This is a genomic window from Pseudomonas sp. Sample_21 (assembly GCF_004307525.1).
Taxonomy (GTDB): Bacteria; Pseudomonadota; Gammaproteobacteria; order Pseudomonadales; family Pseudomonadaceae; genus Aquipseudomonas; species Aquipseudomonas atacamensis.
Window position 1 is genome coordinate 12,809 of sequence record NZ_RCNZ01000117.1, and the last position, 17,887, is coordinate 30,695.

General features: G+C 61.7%; 17 protein-coding genes. 12 read left to right on the plus strand and 5 right to left on the minus strand.

Annotation, left to right across the window (positions count from 1 at the left end):
* The first annotated feature begins 127 nt into the window (after positions 1-127).
* Both D8U71_RS22745 and mmsB read left to right on the plus strand, forming a co-directional pair.
* Positions 128-1,654 (plus strand): CoA-acylating methylmalonate-semialdehyde dehydrogenase, encoded by a 1,527-nt coding sequence (locus tag D8U71_RS22745; protein WP_130888733.1) that lies wholly within the window; start codon positions 128-130, stop codon positions 1,652-1,654.
* A 10-nt stretch (positions 1,655-1,664) separates the two neighbouring features.
* Positions 1,665-2,552 carry a 3-hydroxyisobutyrate dehydrogenase gene (mmsB, locus tag D8U71_RS22750; RefSeq protein WP_130888734.1) on the plus strand — a complete coding sequence of 296 codons (888 nt, stop codon included), beginning with the start codon at positions 1,665-1,667 and terminating at the stop codon, positions 2,550-2,552.
* A 200-nt stretch (positions 2,553-2,752) separates the two neighbouring features.
* On the opposite strand, the gene D8U71_RS22755 is transcribed toward mmsB, so the two are convergent.
* Together D8U71_RS22755 and D8U71_RS22760 are read right to left on the minus strand one after the other, a co-directional pair.
* The gene (locus tag D8U71_RS22755) at positions 2,753-3,103 is read right to left on the minus strand and encodes a cupin domain-containing protein (protein ID WP_016770579.1); all 351 of its coding nucleotides are present in this window, start codon (positions 3,101-3,103) and stop codon (positions 2,753-2,755) included.
* A gap of 41 nt (positions 3,104-3,144) precedes the next feature.
* The gene (locus D8U71_RS22760) at positions 3,145-4,083 is read right to left on the minus strand and encodes a LysR family transcriptional regulator (protein ID WP_130888735.1); all 939 of its coding nucleotides are present in this window, start codon (positions 4,081-4,083) and stop codon (positions 3,145-3,147) included.
* A gap of 232 nt (positions 4,084-4,315) precedes the next feature.
* Here D8U71_RS22760 and D8U71_RS22765 point away from each other — a divergent pair, with 232 nt between their 5' ends.
* Positions 4,316-5,080 carry a sulfite exporter TauE/SafE family protein gene (locus tag D8U71_RS22765; protein ID WP_130888736.1) on the plus strand — a complete coding sequence of 255 codons (765 nt, stop codon included), beginning with the start codon at positions 4,316-4,318 and terminating at the stop codon, positions 5,078-5,080.
* On the opposite strand, the gene D8U71_RS22770 is transcribed toward D8U71_RS22765, so the two are convergent.
* The gene (locus D8U71_RS22770) at positions 5,070-5,384 is read right to left on the minus strand and encodes a putative quinol monooxygenase (RefSeq protein ID WP_125917859.1); all 315 of its coding nucleotides are present in this window, start codon (positions 5,382-5,384) and stop codon (positions 5,070-5,072) included. The two genes, D8U71_RS22765 and D8U71_RS22770, sit on opposite strands and share 11 nt — an antisense overlap.
* 177 nt (positions 5,385-5,561) lie before the next feature.
* Between D8U71_RS22770 and D8U71_RS22775 the strand changes: the two genes are divergently transcribed.
* The 7 genes from D8U71_RS22775 (at position 5,562) to D8U71_RS22810 (ending at position 12,808) form a co-directional block, all read left to right on the plus strand.
* Positions 5,562-6,152 carry an NAD(P)H-dependent oxidoreductase gene (locus D8U71_RS22775; protein WP_016771795.1) on the plus strand — a complete coding sequence of 197 codons (591 nt, stop codon included), beginning with the start codon at positions 5,562-5,564 and terminating at the stop codon, positions 6,150-6,152.
* A gap of 106 nt (positions 6,153-6,258) precedes the next feature.
* A complete protein-coding gene (locus tag D8U71_RS22780) occupies positions 6,259-7,170 on the plus strand; it encodes a LysR family transcriptional regulator (protein ID WP_125927153.1) in 912 nt (303 codons plus the stop codon).
* A 103-nt stretch (positions 7,171-7,273) separates the two neighbouring features.
* The gene (locus D8U71_RS22785) at positions 7,274-8,137 is read left to right on the plus strand and encodes an NAD-dependent epimerase/dehydratase family protein (RefSeq protein ID WP_130888737.1); all 864 of its coding nucleotides are present in this window, start codon (positions 7,274-7,276) and stop codon (positions 8,135-8,137) included.
* A 498-nt stretch (positions 8,138-8,635) separates the two neighbouring features.
* Positions 8,636-9,985, plus strand: a complete 1,350-nt coding sequence (locus tag D8U71_RS22795) for a GntP family permease (protein ID WP_024011491.1) — start codon at positions 8,636-8,638, stop codon at positions 9,983-9,985.
* A 16-nt stretch (positions 9,986-10,001) separates the two neighbouring features.
* Entirely contained in the window at positions 10,002-10,862 is an 861-nt protein-coding gene (locus D8U71_RS22800; protein WP_122508182.1) for a MurR/RpiR family transcriptional regulator, read from the plus strand.
* Position 10,863: 1 nt separating this feature from the next.
* Positions 10,864-12,321 carry a D-aminoacylase gene (locus tag D8U71_RS22805; RefSeq protein ID WP_130888739.1) on the plus strand — a complete coding sequence of 486 codons (1,458 nt, stop codon included), beginning with the start codon at positions 10,864-10,866 and terminating at the stop codon, positions 12,319-12,321.
* Between the two features lie 118 nt (positions 12,322-12,439).
* Positions 12,440-12,808: a glyoxalase superfamily protein gene (locus tag D8U71_RS22810; protein ID WP_016771789.1), complete on the plus strand. Its 369-nt coding sequence runs from the start codon at positions 12,440-12,442 to the stop codon at positions 12,806-12,808.
* 282 nt (positions 12,809-13,090) lie between these two features.
* Here D8U71_RS22810 and D8U71_RS22815 read toward each other — a convergent pair whose 3' ends face one another.
* Together D8U71_RS22815 and D8U71_RS22820 are read right to left on the minus strand one after the other, a co-directional pair.
* The gene (locus D8U71_RS22815) at positions 13,091-13,456 is read right to left on the minus strand and encodes a DUF6124 family protein (protein WP_024011494.1); all 366 of its coding nucleotides are present in this window, start codon (positions 13,454-13,456) and stop codon (positions 13,091-13,093) included.
* Between the two features lie 476 nt (positions 13,457-13,932).
* Positions 13,933-14,949 carry an AraC family transcriptional regulator gene (locus D8U71_RS22820; protein ID WP_130888740.1) on the minus strand — a complete coding sequence of 339 codons (1,017 nt, stop codon included), beginning with the start codon at positions 14,947-14,949 and terminating at the stop codon, positions 13,933-13,935.
* 187 nt (positions 14,950-15,136) lie between these two features.
* Here D8U71_RS22820 and D8U71_RS22825 point away from each other — a divergent pair, with 187 nt between their 5' ends.
* Together D8U71_RS22825 and D8U71_RS22830 are read left to right on the plus strand one after the other, a co-directional pair.
* A complete protein-coding gene (locus tag D8U71_RS22825) occupies positions 15,137-16,741 on the plus strand; it encodes an FAD-binding oxidoreductase (RefSeq protein WP_130888741.1) in 1,605 nt (534 codons plus the stop codon).
* A partial coding sequence (locus D8U71_RS22830; RefSeq protein ID WP_130888742.1) for a glycerol-3-phosphate dehydrogenase/oxidase occupies positions 16,738-17,887 on the plus strand: 1,150 nt, incomplete at its 3' end. The genes D8U71_RS22825 and D8U71_RS22830, both read left to right, overlap by 4 nt.

Below are 17,887 nucleotides of genomic sequence, written 5' to 3' on the forward strand. Positions count from 1 at the left end.
TTCTTATTAGAAGTTTGCACATCTATACTCCAAAAACAGTCCGACAACCAATTCGGGACACACGCCTCATCTCAAGGCGAACCTTTCGCCTTGGCTCCTACGATAAAAACAAGTTCTGGAGACCAACATGAACGCATCGCTTACGCCCAACGACACCACGCTGCAAAAGGTCAAACTGCTGATCGACGGCGAATGGGTCGAATCGCAGACCACCGAGTGGCACGACATCGTCAACCCGGCCACCCAGCAAGTGCTGGCCAAGGTTCCGTTCGCCACCGCCGCTGAGGTCGATGCCGCTGTCAGCGCCGCCCAGCGTGCCTTCCAGACCTGGAAACTGACCCCGATCGGCGCGCGGATGCGCATCATGCTCAAGCTGCAAGCACTGATCCGCGAGCACTCCAAGCGCATCGCCGTGGTCCTGAGCGCCGAGCAGGGCAAGACCATTGCTGATGCCGAAGGCGATATTTTCCGTGGCCTGGAAGTGGTCGAGCACGCGTGCTCGATCGGTACCCTGCAAATGGGCGAGTTCGCCGAGAACGTCGCCGGCGGCGTCGACACTTACACCCTGCGCCAGCCGATCGGCGTCTGCGCTGGCATCACGCCGTTCAACTTCCCGGCGATGATTCCGCTATGGATGTTCCCTATGGCGATCGCCTGCGGTAACACCTTCGTGCTCAAGCCTTCGGAACAGGATCCGCTGTCGACCATGTTGCTGGTGGAGCTGGCGATCGAAGCGGGCGTCCCTGCTGGCGTGCTCAATGTGGTTCACGGCGGCAAGGATGTGGTCGACGGCCTGTGCACGCACAAGGACATCAAAGCCGTGTCGTTCGTCGGTTCTACCGCTGTCGGCACCCACGTTTATGACTTGGCCGGCAAACACGGCAAACGCGTGCAGTCGATGATGGGCGCAAAAAACCACGCTGTAGTGCTGCCGGATGCCAATCGCGAGCAAGCGCTGAATGCCTTGGTCGGTGCCGGTTTCGGTGCCGCCGGGCAACGCTGCATGGCCACGTCGGTGGTGGTGCTGGTCGGTGCCGCAAAACAGTGGCTGCCGGATCTGAAAGCGCTGGCGCAGAAACTCAAGGTCAACGCTGGCAGCGAGCCGGGCACCGATGTCGGTCCGGTGATTTCGAAAAAGGCCAAGGCGCGGATTCTCGAACTGATCGAAAGCGGCATCAAGGAAGGCGCCAAGCTTGAACTCGATGGTCGCGACATCAGTGTGCCGGGCTACGAGCAGGGCAACTTTGTCGGCCCGACCCTGTTCTCCGGTGTGACCACCGACATGCAGATATACACCCAGGAAATCTTCGGCCCGGTGCTGGTGGTGCTGGAAGTCGACACCCTCGATCAGGCGGTCGCGCTGGTCAACGCCAATCCGTTCGGCAACGGCACCGGCCTGTTCACCCAGAGCGGTGCGGCGGCGCGCAAGTTCCAGACTGAAATCGACGTCGGTCAGGTCGGCATCAACATCCCGATTCCAGTGCCGGTGCCGTTCTTCAGCTTCACCGGTTCGCGCGGTTCGAAACTCGGCGACCTCGGCCCGTACGGCAAGCAAGTGGTGCAGTTCTACACGCAGACCAAAACGGTCACGGCGCGCTGGTTCGATGACGACAGCGTCAACGACGGCGTGAACACCACCATCAACCTGCGCTGAGGATTCGATCATGAAAATCGCATTTATCGGGCTGGGCAACATGGGCGCGCCGATGGCGCGCAACCTGATCAAGGCTGGCCACTCGTTGAGCCTGGTCGACCTGAACAAAACCGTGCTGGCGGAACTCGAGCAACTGGGCGGCACCATCCGCGCTTCGGCCCGCGAGGCGGCGGAAGATGCCGAACTGGTGATCACCATGCTCCCGGCCGCGGTGCATGTGCGCAGTGTCTGGCTGGGTGAAGAGGGCGTGCTCGCCGGCATTCGCCAAGGCGTGCCGGCCGTGGATTGCAGCACCATCGATCCGCAGACCGCCCGCGACGTCGCAGCGGCCGCCGCCAAACACGGCGTGGCCATGGCCGATGCGCCGGTCTCCGGCGGTACTGGCGGTGCGACGGCCGGGACCTTGACCTTTATGGTTGGCGCTACCCCAGAACTGTTCGCCACCCTGCAACCGGTGCTGGCGCAGATGGGCCGCAACATCGTCCATTGCGGTGAAGTCGGCACCGGCCAGATCGCCAAGATCTGCAACAACCTGCTGCTGGCGATTTCGATGGTCGGCGTCAGTGAGGCGATGGCGTTGGGCGATGCGCTGGGGATCGACACCGGCGTGTTGGCCGGGATCATCAACAGCTCGACCGGCCGCTGCTGGAGTTCGGAGATGTACAACCCGTGGCCGGGCATCGTCGAAACGGCGCCGGCCTCGCGCGGTTATACCGGTGGTTTCGGCGCGGAGCTGATGCTCAAGGATCTTGGGCTGGCGACGGAAGCGGCGCGGCAGGCGCATCAACCGGTGGTGCTCGGCGCGGTGGCGCAGCAGTTGTATCAGGCGATGAGCCAGCGCGGTGATGGTGGGAAAGACTTCTCGGCGATCATCAACAGCTATCGCAAGCCGCAGTAATCGCGGTCAGCCCTTGTGGTGAGGGGATTCATCCCCGTTGGGTTGCGCAGCAGCCCCCTGGATTGTGTCAGGTGAACCGCGTGCTCAGGGGTTGCGACTGCTGCGCAGTCGAGCGGGGATAAATCCCCTCGCCACAGTTTTTAGCAACGCCGGGACATTTGCCGGGAAATCACGTCGGGTGATTTCCCGGCTTTTTTGCATCAGGCGAAGACGAAATACTTGCGCACGGTCTCGACCACTTCCCACGTGCCCTTCATGCCCGGCTCAACCACGAAGATATCGCCGGCGCGCAGGTGGATCGGCGCCATGCCGTCCGGGGTGATCACGCAGTAGCCTTCCTGGAAATGGCAGTACTCCCACTTCACATAATCGACGCGCCACTTGCCTGGCGTGCAGATCCACGTGCCCATGATCTTGCTGCCGTCTTCGCTGGTGTAGGCGTTGAGGTTGACGGTGTGCGGGTCGCCTTCGAGTTTTTCCCATTTGCAGGCGTCGAGTACCGGCAGCGGGTGGGTGTCGCGCAGAACGGTGATAGGGGCGGTCGCGGTCATGGGGACTCCGGGCAGGTGGACTTGAGAATTGAAGTCGCACCCTATAGCGCCCGGATGTCGCTCAGTTGTCTGGGGTCGACATCGGAGTGCTCAGAAACGCGCGCAGCGCTGAGCGCTTGTAACAATGCGTTGGCATAACCCGGCAGCGCGGCGAAGTCTCTCGCGCAGAGCATCAACGTGCGGCGCGCCCATGGCTCATTCAGAGTCACGCACTTGAACTGCTCGAGCATCGCGCGTTGGACAGCGGCCAACGGCACGATGGCCAGTCCGGCACCTCGGGCGACCATGCGCATTGCTCCATCAAAGCCATCGGCGCGAATGCGCACCTGCATTCGTGCGCCGCTGTGCAGCGCCTGTTCTTCCAGATAAATCGCCAATGCGCTGTCGGCGCTGAGTCCGACAAAGTCGTGCTGCAACGCGTCGCTGAAACTGACCTCGGCGGCGTCAGACAACGGGTGATCGAGCGGCAGAATCAACACCAGCGGATCGTCGCGAAACGCTTGAGTCTGTAAGCCGTTGGTGTCAACCGCGTCGGAGACGATGCCCAAGTCCGCTGCGCCTTCGCGCAAGGCATGGGTGATCCGCGCGCTGGGCAGCTCCTGTAGATCGATATCGAGGTTGGGATGGCTGCGCAGGAAATCCGCGAGCACTTCCGGCAGGTACTCGGTGATCGCCGTGGTGTTGCACAACAGCCGCACCTGACCTTTCACGCCCTGTGCGTAATCGGCCAGATCCTGCTGCATGCGATCGGCCTGTTGCAAAAGGATGCGCGCATGGCGGGCGAGGGCTTTGCCGGCAGGCGTCGGGGTGACGCCACGGCGGCCGCGCTCGAGGAATTCAGCGCCCAGCGAGGCTTCCATCGCGCGGATTCGGGCACTGGCGGCGGCGAGGGAGAAGTGGCTGCGGGCGGCGCCGGCGGTGATGTTGCCGGTGTCGAGAATGTGCAGGTAGAGGCGCAGGTCGGTGAGGTCGAAGTGCATGGGGTTTGCCTCTGATTTTTATGGTGTGTGGGCTGGCCCTTTCGCTGGCAAGCCAGCTCCCACAGGTTTCTTGTTGTTCTCTAAATGGATGAACAACCGAGATTCTGTGGGAGCTGGCTTGCCAGCGATGAGGCCAGATGCATCACTGCAAAGATCAGCCTCTTGCAAAGGAAGAGGCTGCCTCAGTATATGGCAGATTTTCCCCCAGCCCGGATCAGTGCACATTACCCCAATGCACACACTAACCGACTTCTACCAAACCCTCGGCCTGACCCTGTCTATACTGGTCATCGCCACCTTCCTCCTCGCCGGCACGGTCAAAGGCGTGATTGGCCTCGGCCTGCCCACTGTCGCCATGGGCCTGCTCGGTCTGGCTATGGCGCCTGCTCAGGCAGCCGCGCTGTTGATCATTCCGGCGACCCTGACCAACCTCTGGCAACTGGCCTTCGGTGGCCACCTGAAAAGCCTGATCAAACGTCTCTGGCCCATGCTGCTGCTGATCTTCCTCGGCACCGGCATCGGCACCCTGTGGATCGGCATGGCCGGCGGCCATTGGGTGGTGCGCGGACTTGGCGCGGCGCTGCTGCTGTACGCATTGAGCGGATTGTTCTTGCCCACGCTACGCGTCAAATCCGGGCATGAATCGTGGCTCGGCCCGCTGTGTGGCCTGATCACCGGCGTCATCACCTCCGCCACCGGCGTCTTCGTGATTCCGGCGGTGCCGTACCTGCAAGCGCTGGGGCTGAGCCGCGATGAGCTGGTGCAGGCGCTCGGCCTGTCCTTCACCGTCTCGACCCTGGCGCTGGCCGCTGGGCTGCTCTGGCACGGCGCACTCGGCGGTGGCGAATTGAGCGCCTCGCTGCTGGCGCTGATCCCGGCCATGTTTGGCATGTGGCTCGGTCAGTGGCTGCGTCAGCGCATCAGTGCGGTGCTGTTCAAGCGCGTGTTCTTTATCGGACTGGGCGCGCTCGGCGCCCATTTGCTGATCAGCGGCTAGCCGAGGATTCGCTGAGCATGTCGATCGCGCGGATATCGAAATCGCGCTCCAGATAGTCCATGCGCCTAGCGAAAAACGCTTTCATGTGCGGCAATGCCGAGTGCTCATCCAGATGCGCCTGGCTGGCCCAGATCTCGTAGAAGATAAACAGCGTCGGATCCTGCTGGTCGCGCAGCATGTGGTACTCGATGCAGCCCGGTTCGGCGCGGCTCGGCGCCACGTAAGCACGGAACAGCGCTTCGAACTCGGCGGCTTTTTCCGGGCGGGTCTTGGCGTGCAGGATGAAACCCTGGCGTTCACTCATCACAACTTCCTCGAATGCAGAAAGCGCTGAATGCTACGGCAACAATTGGCGATCGATTCGTGCGTTTTGGTCAAATGTATTTTGCGTCGATGTGGCTGTTTCCGCGCGAGATCGATGGTTAATCTGCCGCCATTCCAATTCCTGTTTCAGCCTTGAAGGCTGCGCCGAGGTTTTCCGATGAAAAAAGTGCTGCTGCTCAATGGCGGTAAAAAATTCGCCCACTCCGATGGCCGCTATAACACTACCCTGCACGAAACCGCGCTGAGCGTGCTCGATCGCGGCGGTGTCGACGTCAAGACCACGTTTATCGACGAGGGCTATGACGTTGCCGAAGAAGTGGCCAAGTTCCTCTGGGCCGACGTGATCATTTATCAGATGCCGGGCTGGTGGATGGGCGCGCCGTGGACGGTGAAAAAGTACATCGACGAAGTCTTCACCGAAGGCCACGGCAGCCTCTACGCCAGCGACGGTCGCACCCGTTCCGATGCTTCGCAGAAGTACGGCAGCGGCGGTCTGATTCAGGGCAAGCAATACATGCTGTCGCTGACCTGGAACGCGCCGCAGCAAGCCTTCGATGACCCGACTGATTTCTTCGAAGCCAAAGGCGTGGACGCGGTGTACTTCCCGTTCCACAAGGCCAACGAGTTTCTGGGCATGACCGCACTGCCGACCTTTCTCTGCGTCGACGTAATGAAGCGTCCGAACATCGACAATGATGTAGTGCGCTATGAGCAGCATCTGACTGAGGTGTTTGGCCTCAAGGCTTGATGGGTTTCGGGCTACTATCCGGGTACAGCAAAAGATCGCAGCCTGCGGCAGCTTCTACAGGGGGCATGGCTACAGGCTGCGATCGGCGATTCCAGCGAGGACACCCGTGAAAGCCAGATCCGATGAGTTGCAGATTTTCGTCTGTGTGATCGAGTGCGGTTCGATTTCCGCCGCCGCCGAGCAGGTCGGCCAGACGCCGTCGGCCGTCAGTCGCACGCTGTCGAAGCTCGAAGCCAAGCTCGACACCACGCTGATCAACCGCACCACGCGGCGCATGGACCTGACCGAGGAGGGCAAGTATTTCTTCGAACAGGCCAAGCTGATTCTCGACCAGATGGATCAACTCGAAGAGCGTCTGTCTTCGCGCCAGCAAACTCCGTCCGGACGCCTGCGCATCAACGCCGCCTCGCCGTTCATGCTCCACGCCATCGTCCCCTACATCGACGAATTCCGGCAGCTGTATCCGGACATTCAGCTCGAACTCAACAGCAACGACCTGATCATTGACCTGCTGGAACAAAGCACCGACGTCGCCATCCGCATCGGCACCCTCGCCGATTCGACGCTGCATGCGCGTTCGCTCGGTTGCAGCCCATTAATGATCGTCGCCAGCCCCGCCTATTTGAAAAAGCACGGCGCGCCACGCCAAGTGGCGGACTTGAGCGAACACACGTTGCTCGGCTTTACCCAGAACGAAGGCCTCAACCAATGGCCGCTGCGCTATGTGCACGGCGACCGCTGGCCGATCAACCCGGTGATCAGCGCTTCCAGCGGCGAAACCGTGCGCCATTTGGCGCTGGAGGGGCAGGGCATTGCCTGCCTGTCGCACTTCATGACCATCGACGACATCCGTGCCGGGCGCCTGAAAGTCCTGCTCGGTGAATTCAACAGCGGCTACCGCCAGCCGATCAACGCCGTGTACTACCGCAACTCGCAACTGGCGTTGCGCATTCAGTGTTTCCTCGACTTTATCCAGGGCAAACTCGCCGCCTACGCCAGCGCCGAATTCAAAGACTGATTCGTGATCCCTGCGCAAGAGTGAATTGGCCGAGTGCGGGTTTTTCGCCTGAGTTCATCGGCCGATACTCGCTGCATCACTTATTCACGCAGGGAGTTACTCCATGAACGTATTCGTTACCGGCGCGGCCGGTTTTATCGGCGGTTCCATCGCCACCGGCCTGGTGCGCAGCGCCGAGCAGGCTGATGAGCTGAAAGCATTGGGCATGAACGCGGTAATCGGCACCCTCGATGACAGCCAATTGCTGGCGCAACAGGCCCGTGCTGCCGATGCCGTCATCAACGCTGCCAGCAGCGATCATCGCGGTGCGGTGGAAGCGTTACTCGACGCTCTGCGCGGCTCGAACAAGGTCTTTCTGCACACCAGCGGTTCGAGCATCGTCGGCGACGCTTCCGGCGGCAAATCCAGCGATGACATTTACTACGAGGACAACCTGCCGGAGCCGACTGTCGACAAAGCTGCGCGCGTGGCCATCGACAACCTGGTACTCGCGGCGGCGCAGGATGGCGTGAACTCGGCGGTGATCTGCAACACCCTGATCTACGGCCACAGCCTGGGCGTCAACCGCGACAGCGTGCAACTGCCGCGACTGCTCAAGCAGGCGCGCAAAAGCGGCGTCGTTCGCCACGTCGGAACAGGGCAGAACATCTGGTCCAACGTGCACATCGAAGACGTCGTCGCCCTGTATCAGCTGGCGCTGACCAAAAACGTGCCCGGCACTTTCTACTTCGTCGAGAGCGGTGAAGCCTCGTTCATCGACATGACCACCGCCATGGCCGAAGCCCTCAATCTGGGCGAACCGCAAGACTGGCCATTGCAAGACGCCGAAGCCGAATGGGGCTACGAAATGGCCAACTACGGCCTCGGTTCCAACAGCCGCGTACGCGGCAAACACGCCCGCGACCTGCTGGGCTGGACGCCGAAGCGCACGTCGGTGGTGGAATGGATTCGTAACGAAATGGTGTGAGTCCAGCGCGCACCGAGTGAAGCCATTCGCGAGCAGGCTCGCTCCCACAGGTTGACCGCGTTCTGCCTGAACGAATGTGATCAAAAACTGTGGGAGCGAGCCTGCTCGCGAATGCGTCGTGTCAGTCAAATGATCTTGTTTTGACCCACCGCAATCGCGAGCAGGCTCACTCCTACAAATTGACCGCGTTCTGACTGGAGGAATGTGATCAAAAACTGTGGGAGCGAGCCTGCTCGCGAAAGCGGTGGGTCAGTCAATGAAGAGGGTGAATGTGAAGCGGTCTTCGCGAGCAGGCTCGCTCCCACAGAGTTAAGTGGAGATTTGAAATGCCATGAAAATCCCGCCCTCCGATTTTCATTAATCACGACACGCCATACCCATCAGCGACACACCTTGTCTCTCCACGAAAATTACTTTCATGCGGTTTGAAATCTCTATCTCGAAATGATTTATGAGTTTCACAACCCATTCGAACGTGACCCTTTCGAGGAGTACCGCATGACGCCTTCCCTCGGCTATTGGCTGCTGGTCTACGCCGCCGTGGCCATCATCGCGCTGATCGTGTTGATCGCCCGTTACCGGCTCAATCCGTTCATTGTCATCACCCTGATTTCCCTGGGCCTTGCGCTGGTGGCCGGGATGCCGCCGTCGGCGGTGGTCGGTGCGTATGAGGCGGGTGTCGGCAAGACGCTGGGGCATATTGCGCTGGTGGTGGCGTTGGGAACGATGCTCGGCAAGATGATGGCCGAGTCCGGCGGGGCCGAGCAGATGGCGCGCACGCTGATCGAGAAATTCGGTGAGAAGAACGCGCACTGGGCGATGGTCTGCATCGCGTTTCTGGTCGGCTTGCCGCTGTTCTTTGAAGTCGGTTTCGTCTTGCTGGTGCCAATCGCTTTCACCGTGGCGCGCCGCGTTGGTGTGTCGATTCTGATGGTCGGGCTGCCGATGGTCGCCGGCCTTTCGGTGGTGCATGCGCTGGTGCCGCCGCACCCGGCGGCGATGCTCGCGGTGCAGGCCTATCAGGCCTCGGTCGGGCAGACCTTGCTGTACGCGATCGCGATCGGCATTCCGACCGCAATCATCGCCGGCCCGCTGTACGCGAAATTCATCGTGCCGCGCATTCAATTGCCGGCGGACAATCCGCTGGAAAAGCAATTTCTCGAGCGCGAGCCGCGCGACAAATTGCCGGGTTTCGGCATTACGATGGCGACCATTCTGCTGCCGGTGGTGCTGATGTTGATCGGCGGCTGGGCTAACCTGATTTCCACCCCCGGCAGCGCGTTCAACCAGTTCCTGCTGTTCATTGGCAACTCGGTGATCGCGCTGTTGCTGGCGACTTTGCTGAGCTTCTGGACGCTAGGGATTGCCCAAGGTTTCAACCGCGAATCGATCCTCAAGTTCACCAACGAATGCCTCGCGCCCACCGCCAGCATCACCTTGCTGGTCGGTGCTGGTGGCGGCTTGAACCGGATTCTGGTGGATGCCGGCGTCACCGATCAGATCGTCGGCCTCGCTCACGAATTTCACCTGTCGCCACTGATCATGGGCTGGTTGTTCGCTGCGCTGATGCGGGTTGCCACTGGCTCGGCCACCGTGGCGATGACCACCGCATCGGGCGTTGTTGCGCCGGTGGCCATCGGTCTGGGTTATCCACATCCTGAGCTTTTGGTGCTGGCGACCGGCGCGGGCTCGGTTATCTTTTCCCACGTCAACGACGGCGGCTTCTGGTTGATCAAGGAATACTTCAACATGACGGTCGCGCAGACGTTCAAGACCTGGACCGTGCTCGAGACGCTGATTTCGCTGGTCGCTTTCGCGCTGACCGTCGGCCTTTCCTACCTGCTGTAACCGGAGCCCGCCGCCCATGGACATCCTCTACCAGATCCGCGCCCGCCAGGATTCCTTCAGTGCCGGCGAGGGGCGCATTGCGCGGTTGATGCTCGACGATGTCGGCTTTGCCGCCAGCGCCAGCCTCGAAGACCTCGCACAACGCGCCGAGGTCAGCACCGCCACGCTGTCGCGCTTTGCCCGCACGGTCGGCTGCCGCGACCTGCGTGATCTACGTCTGCAACTGGCCCAGGCCAGCGGCGTTGGCAGCCGGTTTCTCGACCCGGCGGGCACGCCTGAGCAGTCGGCGTTCTACGGGCAGATCGTCGGCGACATCGAAACCACCCTGCGCCAGCATCTGGCCGGTTTCGACGAATCGCGCTTCGCCGACGCAGTGAAATTACTCGGTCAGGCGCGGATGATTCACGCGTTCGGCATGGGCGGTTGCTCGACCCTGTGCAGCGATGAATTGCAGGTGCGTCTGGTGCGCCTCGGTTACCCGATTGCGGTGTGCCACGACGCGGTGATGATGCGCGTGACCGCCGCCAGTTTGAACGCCGAGCAAGTGCTGATCGCCTGCTCGCTGACCGGCATCACCCCGGAGCTTTTGGAAACCGTGGAGCTGGCGCGCAATTACGGCGCGCGCATCCTCGCCATCACTCGCGGCGATTCACCGCTGGCCGAACTGGCCGACGTCGTGTTGCCGCTGCAAGGCGCGGAAACCTCGTTCATCTACAAACCGACGGCGGCGCGCTACGGCATGCTGCTGGCCATCGACGTGCTCGCCACCGAGCTGGCGCTGGCCAGCCCTGAAGACAATCAAGAACGTCTGCGGCGAATCAAACTCGCCCTCGACGAATACCGTGGCGGCGACGATCACCTGCCGCTGGGAGACTGACATGCAGTACGACACCCTGATCCGCAACGCGCTGGTTATCGACGGCAGCAACACGCCCGGCTATAAGGCCGACGTGGCAATTCTCAATGGCCGCATCGAGCGCATCGGCGATCTGCCTTACGCCCGCGCCAGCGAAGAAATCGACGCTGCCGGCCGGGTGCTGGCGCCGGGTTTCATCGACGTGCACACCCACGACGACACCGTGGTCATTCGCCAACCCGAGATGCTGCCCAAGCTCAGCCAGGGCGTGACCACGGTGATTGTCGGCAATTGCGGCATCAGCGCTTCGCCAGTGAGTTTGAAGGGCAATCCGCCGGACCCGATGAACCTGCTCGGCAGCGCAGCGGCGTTCGCCTATCCGCGCTTCAGCGACTACCGCGCCGCCGTCGAAGCGGCCAACACCACGTTGAACGTCGCCGCGCTCGTCGGCCACACGGCGCTGCGCAGCAATCACCTCGAGGATTTGTTCCGCACTGCAACGCCCGGCGAAATCACTGCCATGCGCGCGCAGTTGCGCGACAGTCTCGAGGCTGGCGCGTTGGGTTTATCCACAGGCCTGGCCTACGCCAGCGCCTTCAACGCGTCCACCGATGAAGTCATGCAACTGACCGAAGAACTGACGGCGTTCGGCGCGGTGTACACCACCCATCTGCGCAGCGAATTCGCTCCGGTGCTGGAGGCGATGGACGAAGCATTTCAAATCGGCCGACACGCGCAATCGCCGGTGATCATTTCCCACCTCAAATGCGCCGGCGTCGGTAACTGGGGACGCAGTCCGCAATTGCTCGCAGCGCTGGAAGAGGCAGCGAAAACCCATCCGGTCGGTTGCGATTGCTATCCCTATGCGGCGAGTTCCTCGACGCTGGATTTGAAGCAAGTCACCGATGCCCACCGCATCACTATTACCTGGTCGACGCCGCACCCGGAAGTCAGCGGGCGCGACCTGATCGACATCGCAGGCGAATGGAAACTGTCGCTGGAAGAAACCGCGAAACGTCTGCAACCGGCGGGCGCGGTGTACTACGGCATGGACGAGGCCGATGTCAGAAGAATCCTCGCCCATTCGCTTTCGATGGTCGGCTCTGACGGACTGCCCGAAGACCCGTTCCCGCATCCGCGCCTGTGGGGCGCTTTCCCACGGGTGCTGGGCCATTTCAGTCGCGACGTTGGCCTGTTTCCCCTGCACACCGCCGTGCACAAGATGACCGGCCTGTCGGCGGCGCGTTTTGGCTTGCAGGAAAGGGGCGAGATTCGTGAAGGACATTGGGCGGATCTGGTGTTGTTTGATCCGGCGACCGTGCGTGACGTGGCCGACTTCAACGATCCGCAGCGGGCGGCGCAGGGGATTGACGGGGTTTGGGTCAACGGCGTGTTGAGTTATCGCGATGGACAGGCGAATGGGGCGAGGGCAGGGCGGTTTCTTGCGCGACAGGGCGACCTGCGCGACCACTTTCGTTAAGGATTCGTGGTGTGCGTCACAGTGATGGCACATTGCAATTAAAGAAAGCCATCCACAAGCCGATTTGCTGACATCCTCCCCGTCTACACTGTGGGGCCAATCAGTCAGGGAGCACCCCATGAGCTTCGGCAAAACCACCCCGATCCTGCGGATCTTCGATGAGGCCAAGGCTGTCGAGTTCTACGTCGATTTTCTCGGTTTCAAGATCGACTGGCAGCATCGCTTCGAAGCGAATTTTCCGCTGTATCTGCAGGTGTCACGGGGCGAGTGTGTGCTGCATCTGTCCGAGCATCACGGCGATGCCTGCCCGGGTTCGGCGCTGCGTATCGAGACCGATGAGTTGGAGGCGTTTCAGCAGCAGTTGATGGCCAAGGACTATAAGTTTTCCCATCCGCAGATTCAGGCGATGCCGTGGGGCAGCCAGGACATGACCATTGCCGATCCGTTTGGCAATCGGTTGGTGTTTACCAATGCGATCAGTCTTTGAATTTAGCGCCAGAGATCAAAAGCCCCTCACCCTAGCCCTCTCCCGGAGGGAGAGGGGACCGATTGGGGGATGCTCGGGAGTTACGCCGACCTGAATGTTCTGTGCTGAATCCATAATCGAATTGAATGCATGGCGTCGAATCCATAATCGACTCGGTCTTTCAGGTCGACGGACAGCGCAAGACAACCGGGTCGGCTCCCTCTCCCTTGGGAGAGGGCTGGGGTGAGGGGCAACCCCTGACACCCCACAAAAACCAGCCCACACCAAATTCCTCAATAACCCTCAATCAGTCGGCACCAACCGATCCAGCACCCGATTCACTGCCATCTCCGCAACCATCACAATCTGCGCAATGCCCTGCAACGTCTTGCGTTGCGAGCCGTTTACCAGCCCCGCCTGATCGTTGAGCATCACCGTCGCCGACCCTAGTGTTTCGCAGGCGTCGGCCAATAGCGATTCGTTGTCGGCGTCGGGATTGGCCATGTACAGCGTGTTGGACTTGTAGGGCGGGGCCATGAACTCAGCGCTGGACGGGCCGAGGTAATGGTCGAGGGCGCGGTCGGCGGCTTCGTGGAATTTCTTTGAGTCGGCGGATTCGTAGGGGGATGCCGAGTCGGTGGGTGGCGGGTTTGGGGTTACTTTGAACATATCCAGATCCTCATTTTGGCTGGCCACCGCTTTCCTACTAAAGAAAGTGGAGGCAGCTGTGCGCAGGTTAGTAGACCGGGGATCTGGGAAACCGGCGCGCCCGAGAGCGCCCTGCGCACAGCCACCATAAAGCTCAGGCGAGACCTGACTGTCTGATGAACGATGCACCCCAAATATTCCGGGCTACTAAACCCGATCACTGATAGGCAGTGACGCAATCACAGTAGCGATGAGGTCTGGGGCGCACAAGCCGGCGGATTCTGGCGCAGGCGTAGGCAGCGGCGCAAGGAATTGTGGGTGGTTTCGCTGAATGTCTGGCGGCTTTAAACAGTTGTGCCAAGACGTGTTTAATCGGTGTGGCGAATGACGCCTTCGCGAGCAGGCTCGGTCCCACAGGGGATCTGCGGTGAGCTCGGAAATGCAGGCAACCGAGAACTACTGTGGGAGCGAGCCTGCTCGCGAAGAGGCCATCAGCATCACCGCCGATTCCGCAACCGAAACTCCCCCGGCGGCATCCCGCGCCAGCTCTTGAACGTGCGATGAAACGAGCGCGGTTCGGTAAAACCCAGATACTGCGCAATGTCCTGAACCGGCAACGTGCTGTTGAGCAAATAATGCTCCGCCAACTCCTGACGCAGCTCATCGAGAATCTGCTGATACGACGTCCCCACCTGCTGCAATTGCCGCTGCAACGTGCGCACCGAGACGCTGAGCTGTTCGGCCACTTGCTCCTTGCGCGGCAAGCCCTCCTTGAGCAAACCGCGCAGGATGTTTTTCACCTGCTCCCCGAGTGACGCATCTTCCAGCGTCGCCAGCAAACCCATCGCGTGTTCTTCCAGGGTTCGCAGCAATTGCGCATCGGCCTGGCGCAGCGGCAACTGCAAATAATCCAGCGGCACCACCAGCGCCGAATACGCCTGATCGAACCGCACCGGGCAACCAAAAAACGCCTCATATTCGGCCTGCGTCACCGCATCCGGCCGCGCATGCTCCAGCCATACGCAGGCCGGCGACAGCTGCGTGTCGGCGATCCAGCGCGCGTAGTGCAGCCACGAACCGAGCACGTTTTCCACCAGATGCCGACGAATTCGTGGCCGCTCGTAGCGGCAGGTCCAGATCAGATGCACGTGCTCGCCCTGCACCTCAGCGCGGCTGACGCCCATGTCGCCGACGAGTTTTTCAAACGGCATGATCCGGCTCATCGCATCGCCCAGCGTCGCGCAATTCATGGTGATGTAACCGAGCACGCTCCATGAGTTGGGCAAGACGAAATTCGCCGCATGCAGGCCGAACAACCCATCGCCGGAGTGCTCGCAGAAATAATCCAGCAAGCGCTCGTGAACCTCACCCGGCAGGCGCAAGGTGTTGTCGCTCAACTGCTGCGCCTGCAACCCGGCCGCCGCCAACGCAGGCTCGATGGCCATGCCCAACTGTTCGGCATGACGCAGGTATTTGAGCAACGGCGGAACAGAAGTAAAGCCGAGCGATGGCATGGTCGCGGTCCTTTATCGACGGCGCGTGAGCGAATGAATGCCGCAAGGTAAGTGGATTGCCCGGCGAAAGTAAATGCCCGGACGTTTGGCGCCATTGGCTACAGGTTCTGGCCGGATGCGACCGTGACAGATCTCCAGCGCTGACTAGTATGCAAGCTTGATCCAACGGCAGAAAAAGGACACACGCATGCGACGCTGGAACGGCTGGGGAGAGGCAGGCACGGTGGTCGAACTGCCGGCCCAGGGCGCGACATTTCTCCACGAACGCTTGGGCGCCGGCCGGGCATTGCCTGATGCGACATTGGAAGCGGCGTTGACGCAAGTGCCGACCTCGCGCCTGGTCCCACATCGTTTGTACAGCGTCGATACTCACGACCGCCTGTTGCACGCGCGCGGCCAGAGCCTGCCGGACTGGCTGGCGTTGCGCGAAGGCGCGCTGGGTACTTATCCCGATGCCGTGGCGTTTCCTGAAACGGCCGAACAGATCCGCCAATTGCTGGCGCTCGCCCATGATCAGGATCTGTGCCTGATTCCCTATGGCGGCGGCACATCGGTGGCCGGACACATCAATCCGCCGAACTCCACGCGGCCGGTGCTGACGGTGTCGCTGGCGCGGATGAATCGCCTGATCGATCTCGACGAACAGAGCCTGTTGGCGACATTCGGCCCCGGCGCCAGCGGGCCGCAAGTGGAAAGCCAATTGCGCGCGCGCGGCTACACGCTGGGGCATTTTCCGCAGTCGTGGGAGCTGTCGACGCTGGGCGGTTGGGTGGCCAGTCGTTCCAGCGGCCAGCAGTCGTTGCGCTACGGGCGGATCGAGCAATTGTTTGCTGGCGGCACCCTGGAAACCTTCGCCGGGCCTCTGCAGATTCCAACCTTTCCCGCGTCGGCGGCAGGTCCCGATCTGCGTGAAATGGTGCTCGGTTGCGAGGGCCGTTTCGGGATCATTTCCGAGGTCAAGGTGCGGGTCAGTGCGTTGCCGGCGGACGAACGTTTCTACGGTGTGTTCCTGCCCGACTGGCCGCAGGCGCTGCAAGCAATCCGGCAACTGGCGCAGGCGCGCGTACCGCTGTCGATGCTGCGCCTGTCCAACGCGGTGGAAACCGAAACGCAACTGGCGCTGGCCGGCCATCCGCAGCAGATCGCCTGGCTGGAAAAGTACCTCAAGCTGCGCGGCGCCGGCGACGGCAAATGCCTGCTGACCTTCGGCGTCACCGGCAATCGCCAGCAAAACGCACTGTCGCTGAAACACGCGCGCCAGCATCTGAAAGCCTTCGGCGGCGTATTCACCGGCACCCTGCTGGGCAAGAAGTGGGCGCAGAACCGCTTCCGTTTTCCTTACCTGCGCGAGAACCTGTGGAACGCCGGTTACGTGGTGGACACCCTCGAAACGGCCACCGACTGGAGCAACGTCGACCACTTGCTCAGCCTGATCGAAAACAGCCTGCGCGATGCCCTGGCCGCCGAGGGCGAGCGCGTGCATGTGTTTACTCATCTCTCGCACGTTTACGGCGAAGGCTCGAGCATTTACACCACTTACGTGTTTCGCCCGGCAGCGGACTATGCCGCGACGCTGGCGCGCTGGCGGATGCTCAAACACGCGGCCAGCCAGACTATCGTCGACAACCACGGCACCATCAGTCATCAGCACGGCGTCGGCAAGGATCATGCGCCGTATCTGCTGCGCGAAAAAGGCCCGCTGGCGATGCAGACGTTGCAGGCGCTGAGCGAACATTTCGACCCGGAGGGGCGCCTCAACCCGGGCACGCTGTTGCCAGAGTCGCGGCCATGACGGCGAACTGGAACGCGCAGTGGCGCGAACAGATCCTGCCGACGCTGGCGGATGAAACCTGGGACCTGATCGTCATCGGCGGCGGCATCAGCGGCGCCGGGATCGTTCGCGAAGCGGCGCGGCGGGGCTGGCGTTGTCTGCTGCTGGAGCAGCGCGATTTTGCCTGGGGCACCTCCAGCCGATCATCGAAAATGGTCCACGGCGGTTTGCGGTACATCGCCAAGGGTCAGTGGCGGCTGACCCGCGATTCGGTGCGCGAGCGTCAGCGCCTCCTCGACGAGGCGCCGGGGCTGGTCGAGCCGATGAGTTTCATGATGCCGCACTATCGCGGCGGCTTTCCCGGGCCGCGCGTCATGGGCGGCTTGCTCTCGGTTTACGACGCGCTGGCGGGGCGGCGCAACCATGCTTTTCATGACGCGCAGCAACTGCGTTTTCTCGCCCCGGGGGTGAAGGAAAACGGCCTGCTCGGCGGCAGCTGTTTTGTCGATGCACTGACCGATGATGCGCGGCTGGTGATGCGCGTACTGCGCGAGGCCCGGGCCGATGGCGCGGTGGTGCTCAATGGTGTGCGCGTCACGCAACTGCTGCGTGAAGGCGGGCGCGTGTGCGGGGTTCAGATCGAAGATTGCGAAAGCGGGGCGACGCTGCAATTGCGCTCTGGCGTGCTGGCCGTGGCTACGGGCGCTTGGGCTGAGCGCTTGCGTCCCGCCGAAGCAGCGAAGCAATTGCGCCCGTTGCGCGGCAGTCATCTATTGCTGCCGGGCTGGCGTTTGCCAGTGGCGCAGGCGTTCACTTTTCTGCATCAGCGCGATCGGCGCCCGGTGTTTGTGTTTCCGTGGGAAGGCGCGACGGTGGTCGGCACCACGGACCTCGATCACCGCGAAGACCTCGACCACAGCGCGCGCATTTCCAGCGACGAACTCGACTATCTGCTCACCGCGTGCCAGCAGCAATTTCCCGGTGCCGAAGTGGGTGTCGACGACGTGCTGTCGACCTGGTCAGGCGTGCGTCCGGTGGTCGGCAGCGCGGCGGGTGCGCAGCAGGACAAACCGTCTAACGAAACCCGCGAACATGTGCTGTGGCAAGAGCCCGGTTGCGTGACTTTGGCCGGCGGCAAACTGACCACATTTCGCCCGCAAGCGATCG

What these genes read in the sequence shown, in the direction of transcription:
- D8U71_RS22745 (WP_130888733.1), top strand. Translation starts at nt 128, where the DNA reads ATGAACGCATCGCTTACGCCCAACGACACCACGCTGCAAAAGGTCAAA.
- mmsB (WP_130888734.1), top strand. Translation starts at nt 1,665, where the DNA reads ATGAAAATCGCATTTATCGGGCTGGGCAACATGGGCGCGCCGATGGCG.
- D8U71_RS22755 (WP_016770579.1), bottom strand. Translation starts at nt 3,103, where the DNA reads ATGACCGCGACCGCCCCTATCACCGTTCTGCGCGACACCCACCCGCTG.
- D8U71_RS22760 (WP_130888735.1), bottom strand. Translation starts at nt 4,083, where the DNA reads ATGCACTTCGACCTCACCGACCTGCGCCTCTACCTGCACATTCTCGAC.
- D8U71_RS22765 (WP_130888736.1), top strand. Translation starts at nt 4,316, where the DNA reads ATGCACACACTAACCGACTTCTACCAAACCCTCGGCCTGACCCTGTCT.
- D8U71_RS22770 (WP_125917859.1), bottom strand. Translation starts at nt 5,384, where the DNA reads ATGAGTGAACGCCAGGGTTTCATCCTGCACGCCAAGACCCGCCCGGAA.
- D8U71_RS22775 (WP_016771795.1), top strand. Translation starts at nt 5,562, where the DNA reads ATGAAAAAAGTGCTGCTGCTCAATGGCGGTAAAAAATTCGCCCACTCC.
- D8U71_RS22785 (WP_130888737.1), top strand. Translation starts at nt 7,274, where the DNA reads ATGAACGTATTCGTTACCGGCGCGGCCGGTTTTATCGGCGGTTCCATC.
- D8U71_RS22795 (WP_024011491.1), top strand. Translation starts at nt 8,636, where the DNA reads ATGACGCCTTCCCTCGGCTATTGGCTGCTGGTCTACGCCGCCGTGGCC.
- D8U71_RS22800 (WP_122508182.1), top strand. Translation starts at nt 10,002, where the DNA reads ATGGACATCCTCTACCAGATCCGCGCCCGCCAGGATTCCTTCAGTGCC.
- D8U71_RS22805 (WP_130888739.1), top strand. Translation starts at nt 10,864, where the DNA reads ATGCAGTACGACACCCTGATCCGCAACGCGCTGGTTATCGACGGCAGC.
- D8U71_RS22810 (WP_016771789.1), top strand. Translation starts at nt 12,440, where the DNA reads ATGAGCTTCGGCAAAACCACCCCGATCCTGCGGATCTTCGATGAGGCC.
- D8U71_RS22815 (WP_024011494.1), bottom strand. Translation starts at nt 13,456, where the DNA reads ATGTTCAAAGTAACCCCAAACCCGCCACCCACCGACTCGGCATCCCCC.
- D8U71_RS22820 (WP_130888740.1), bottom strand. Translation starts at nt 14,949, where the DNA reads ATGCCATCGCTCGGCTTTACTTCTGTTCCGCCGTTGCTCAAATACCTG.
- D8U71_RS22825 (WP_130888741.1), top strand. Translation starts at nt 15,137, where the DNA reads ATGCGACGCTGGAACGGCTGGGGAGAGGCAGGCACGGTGGTCGAACTG.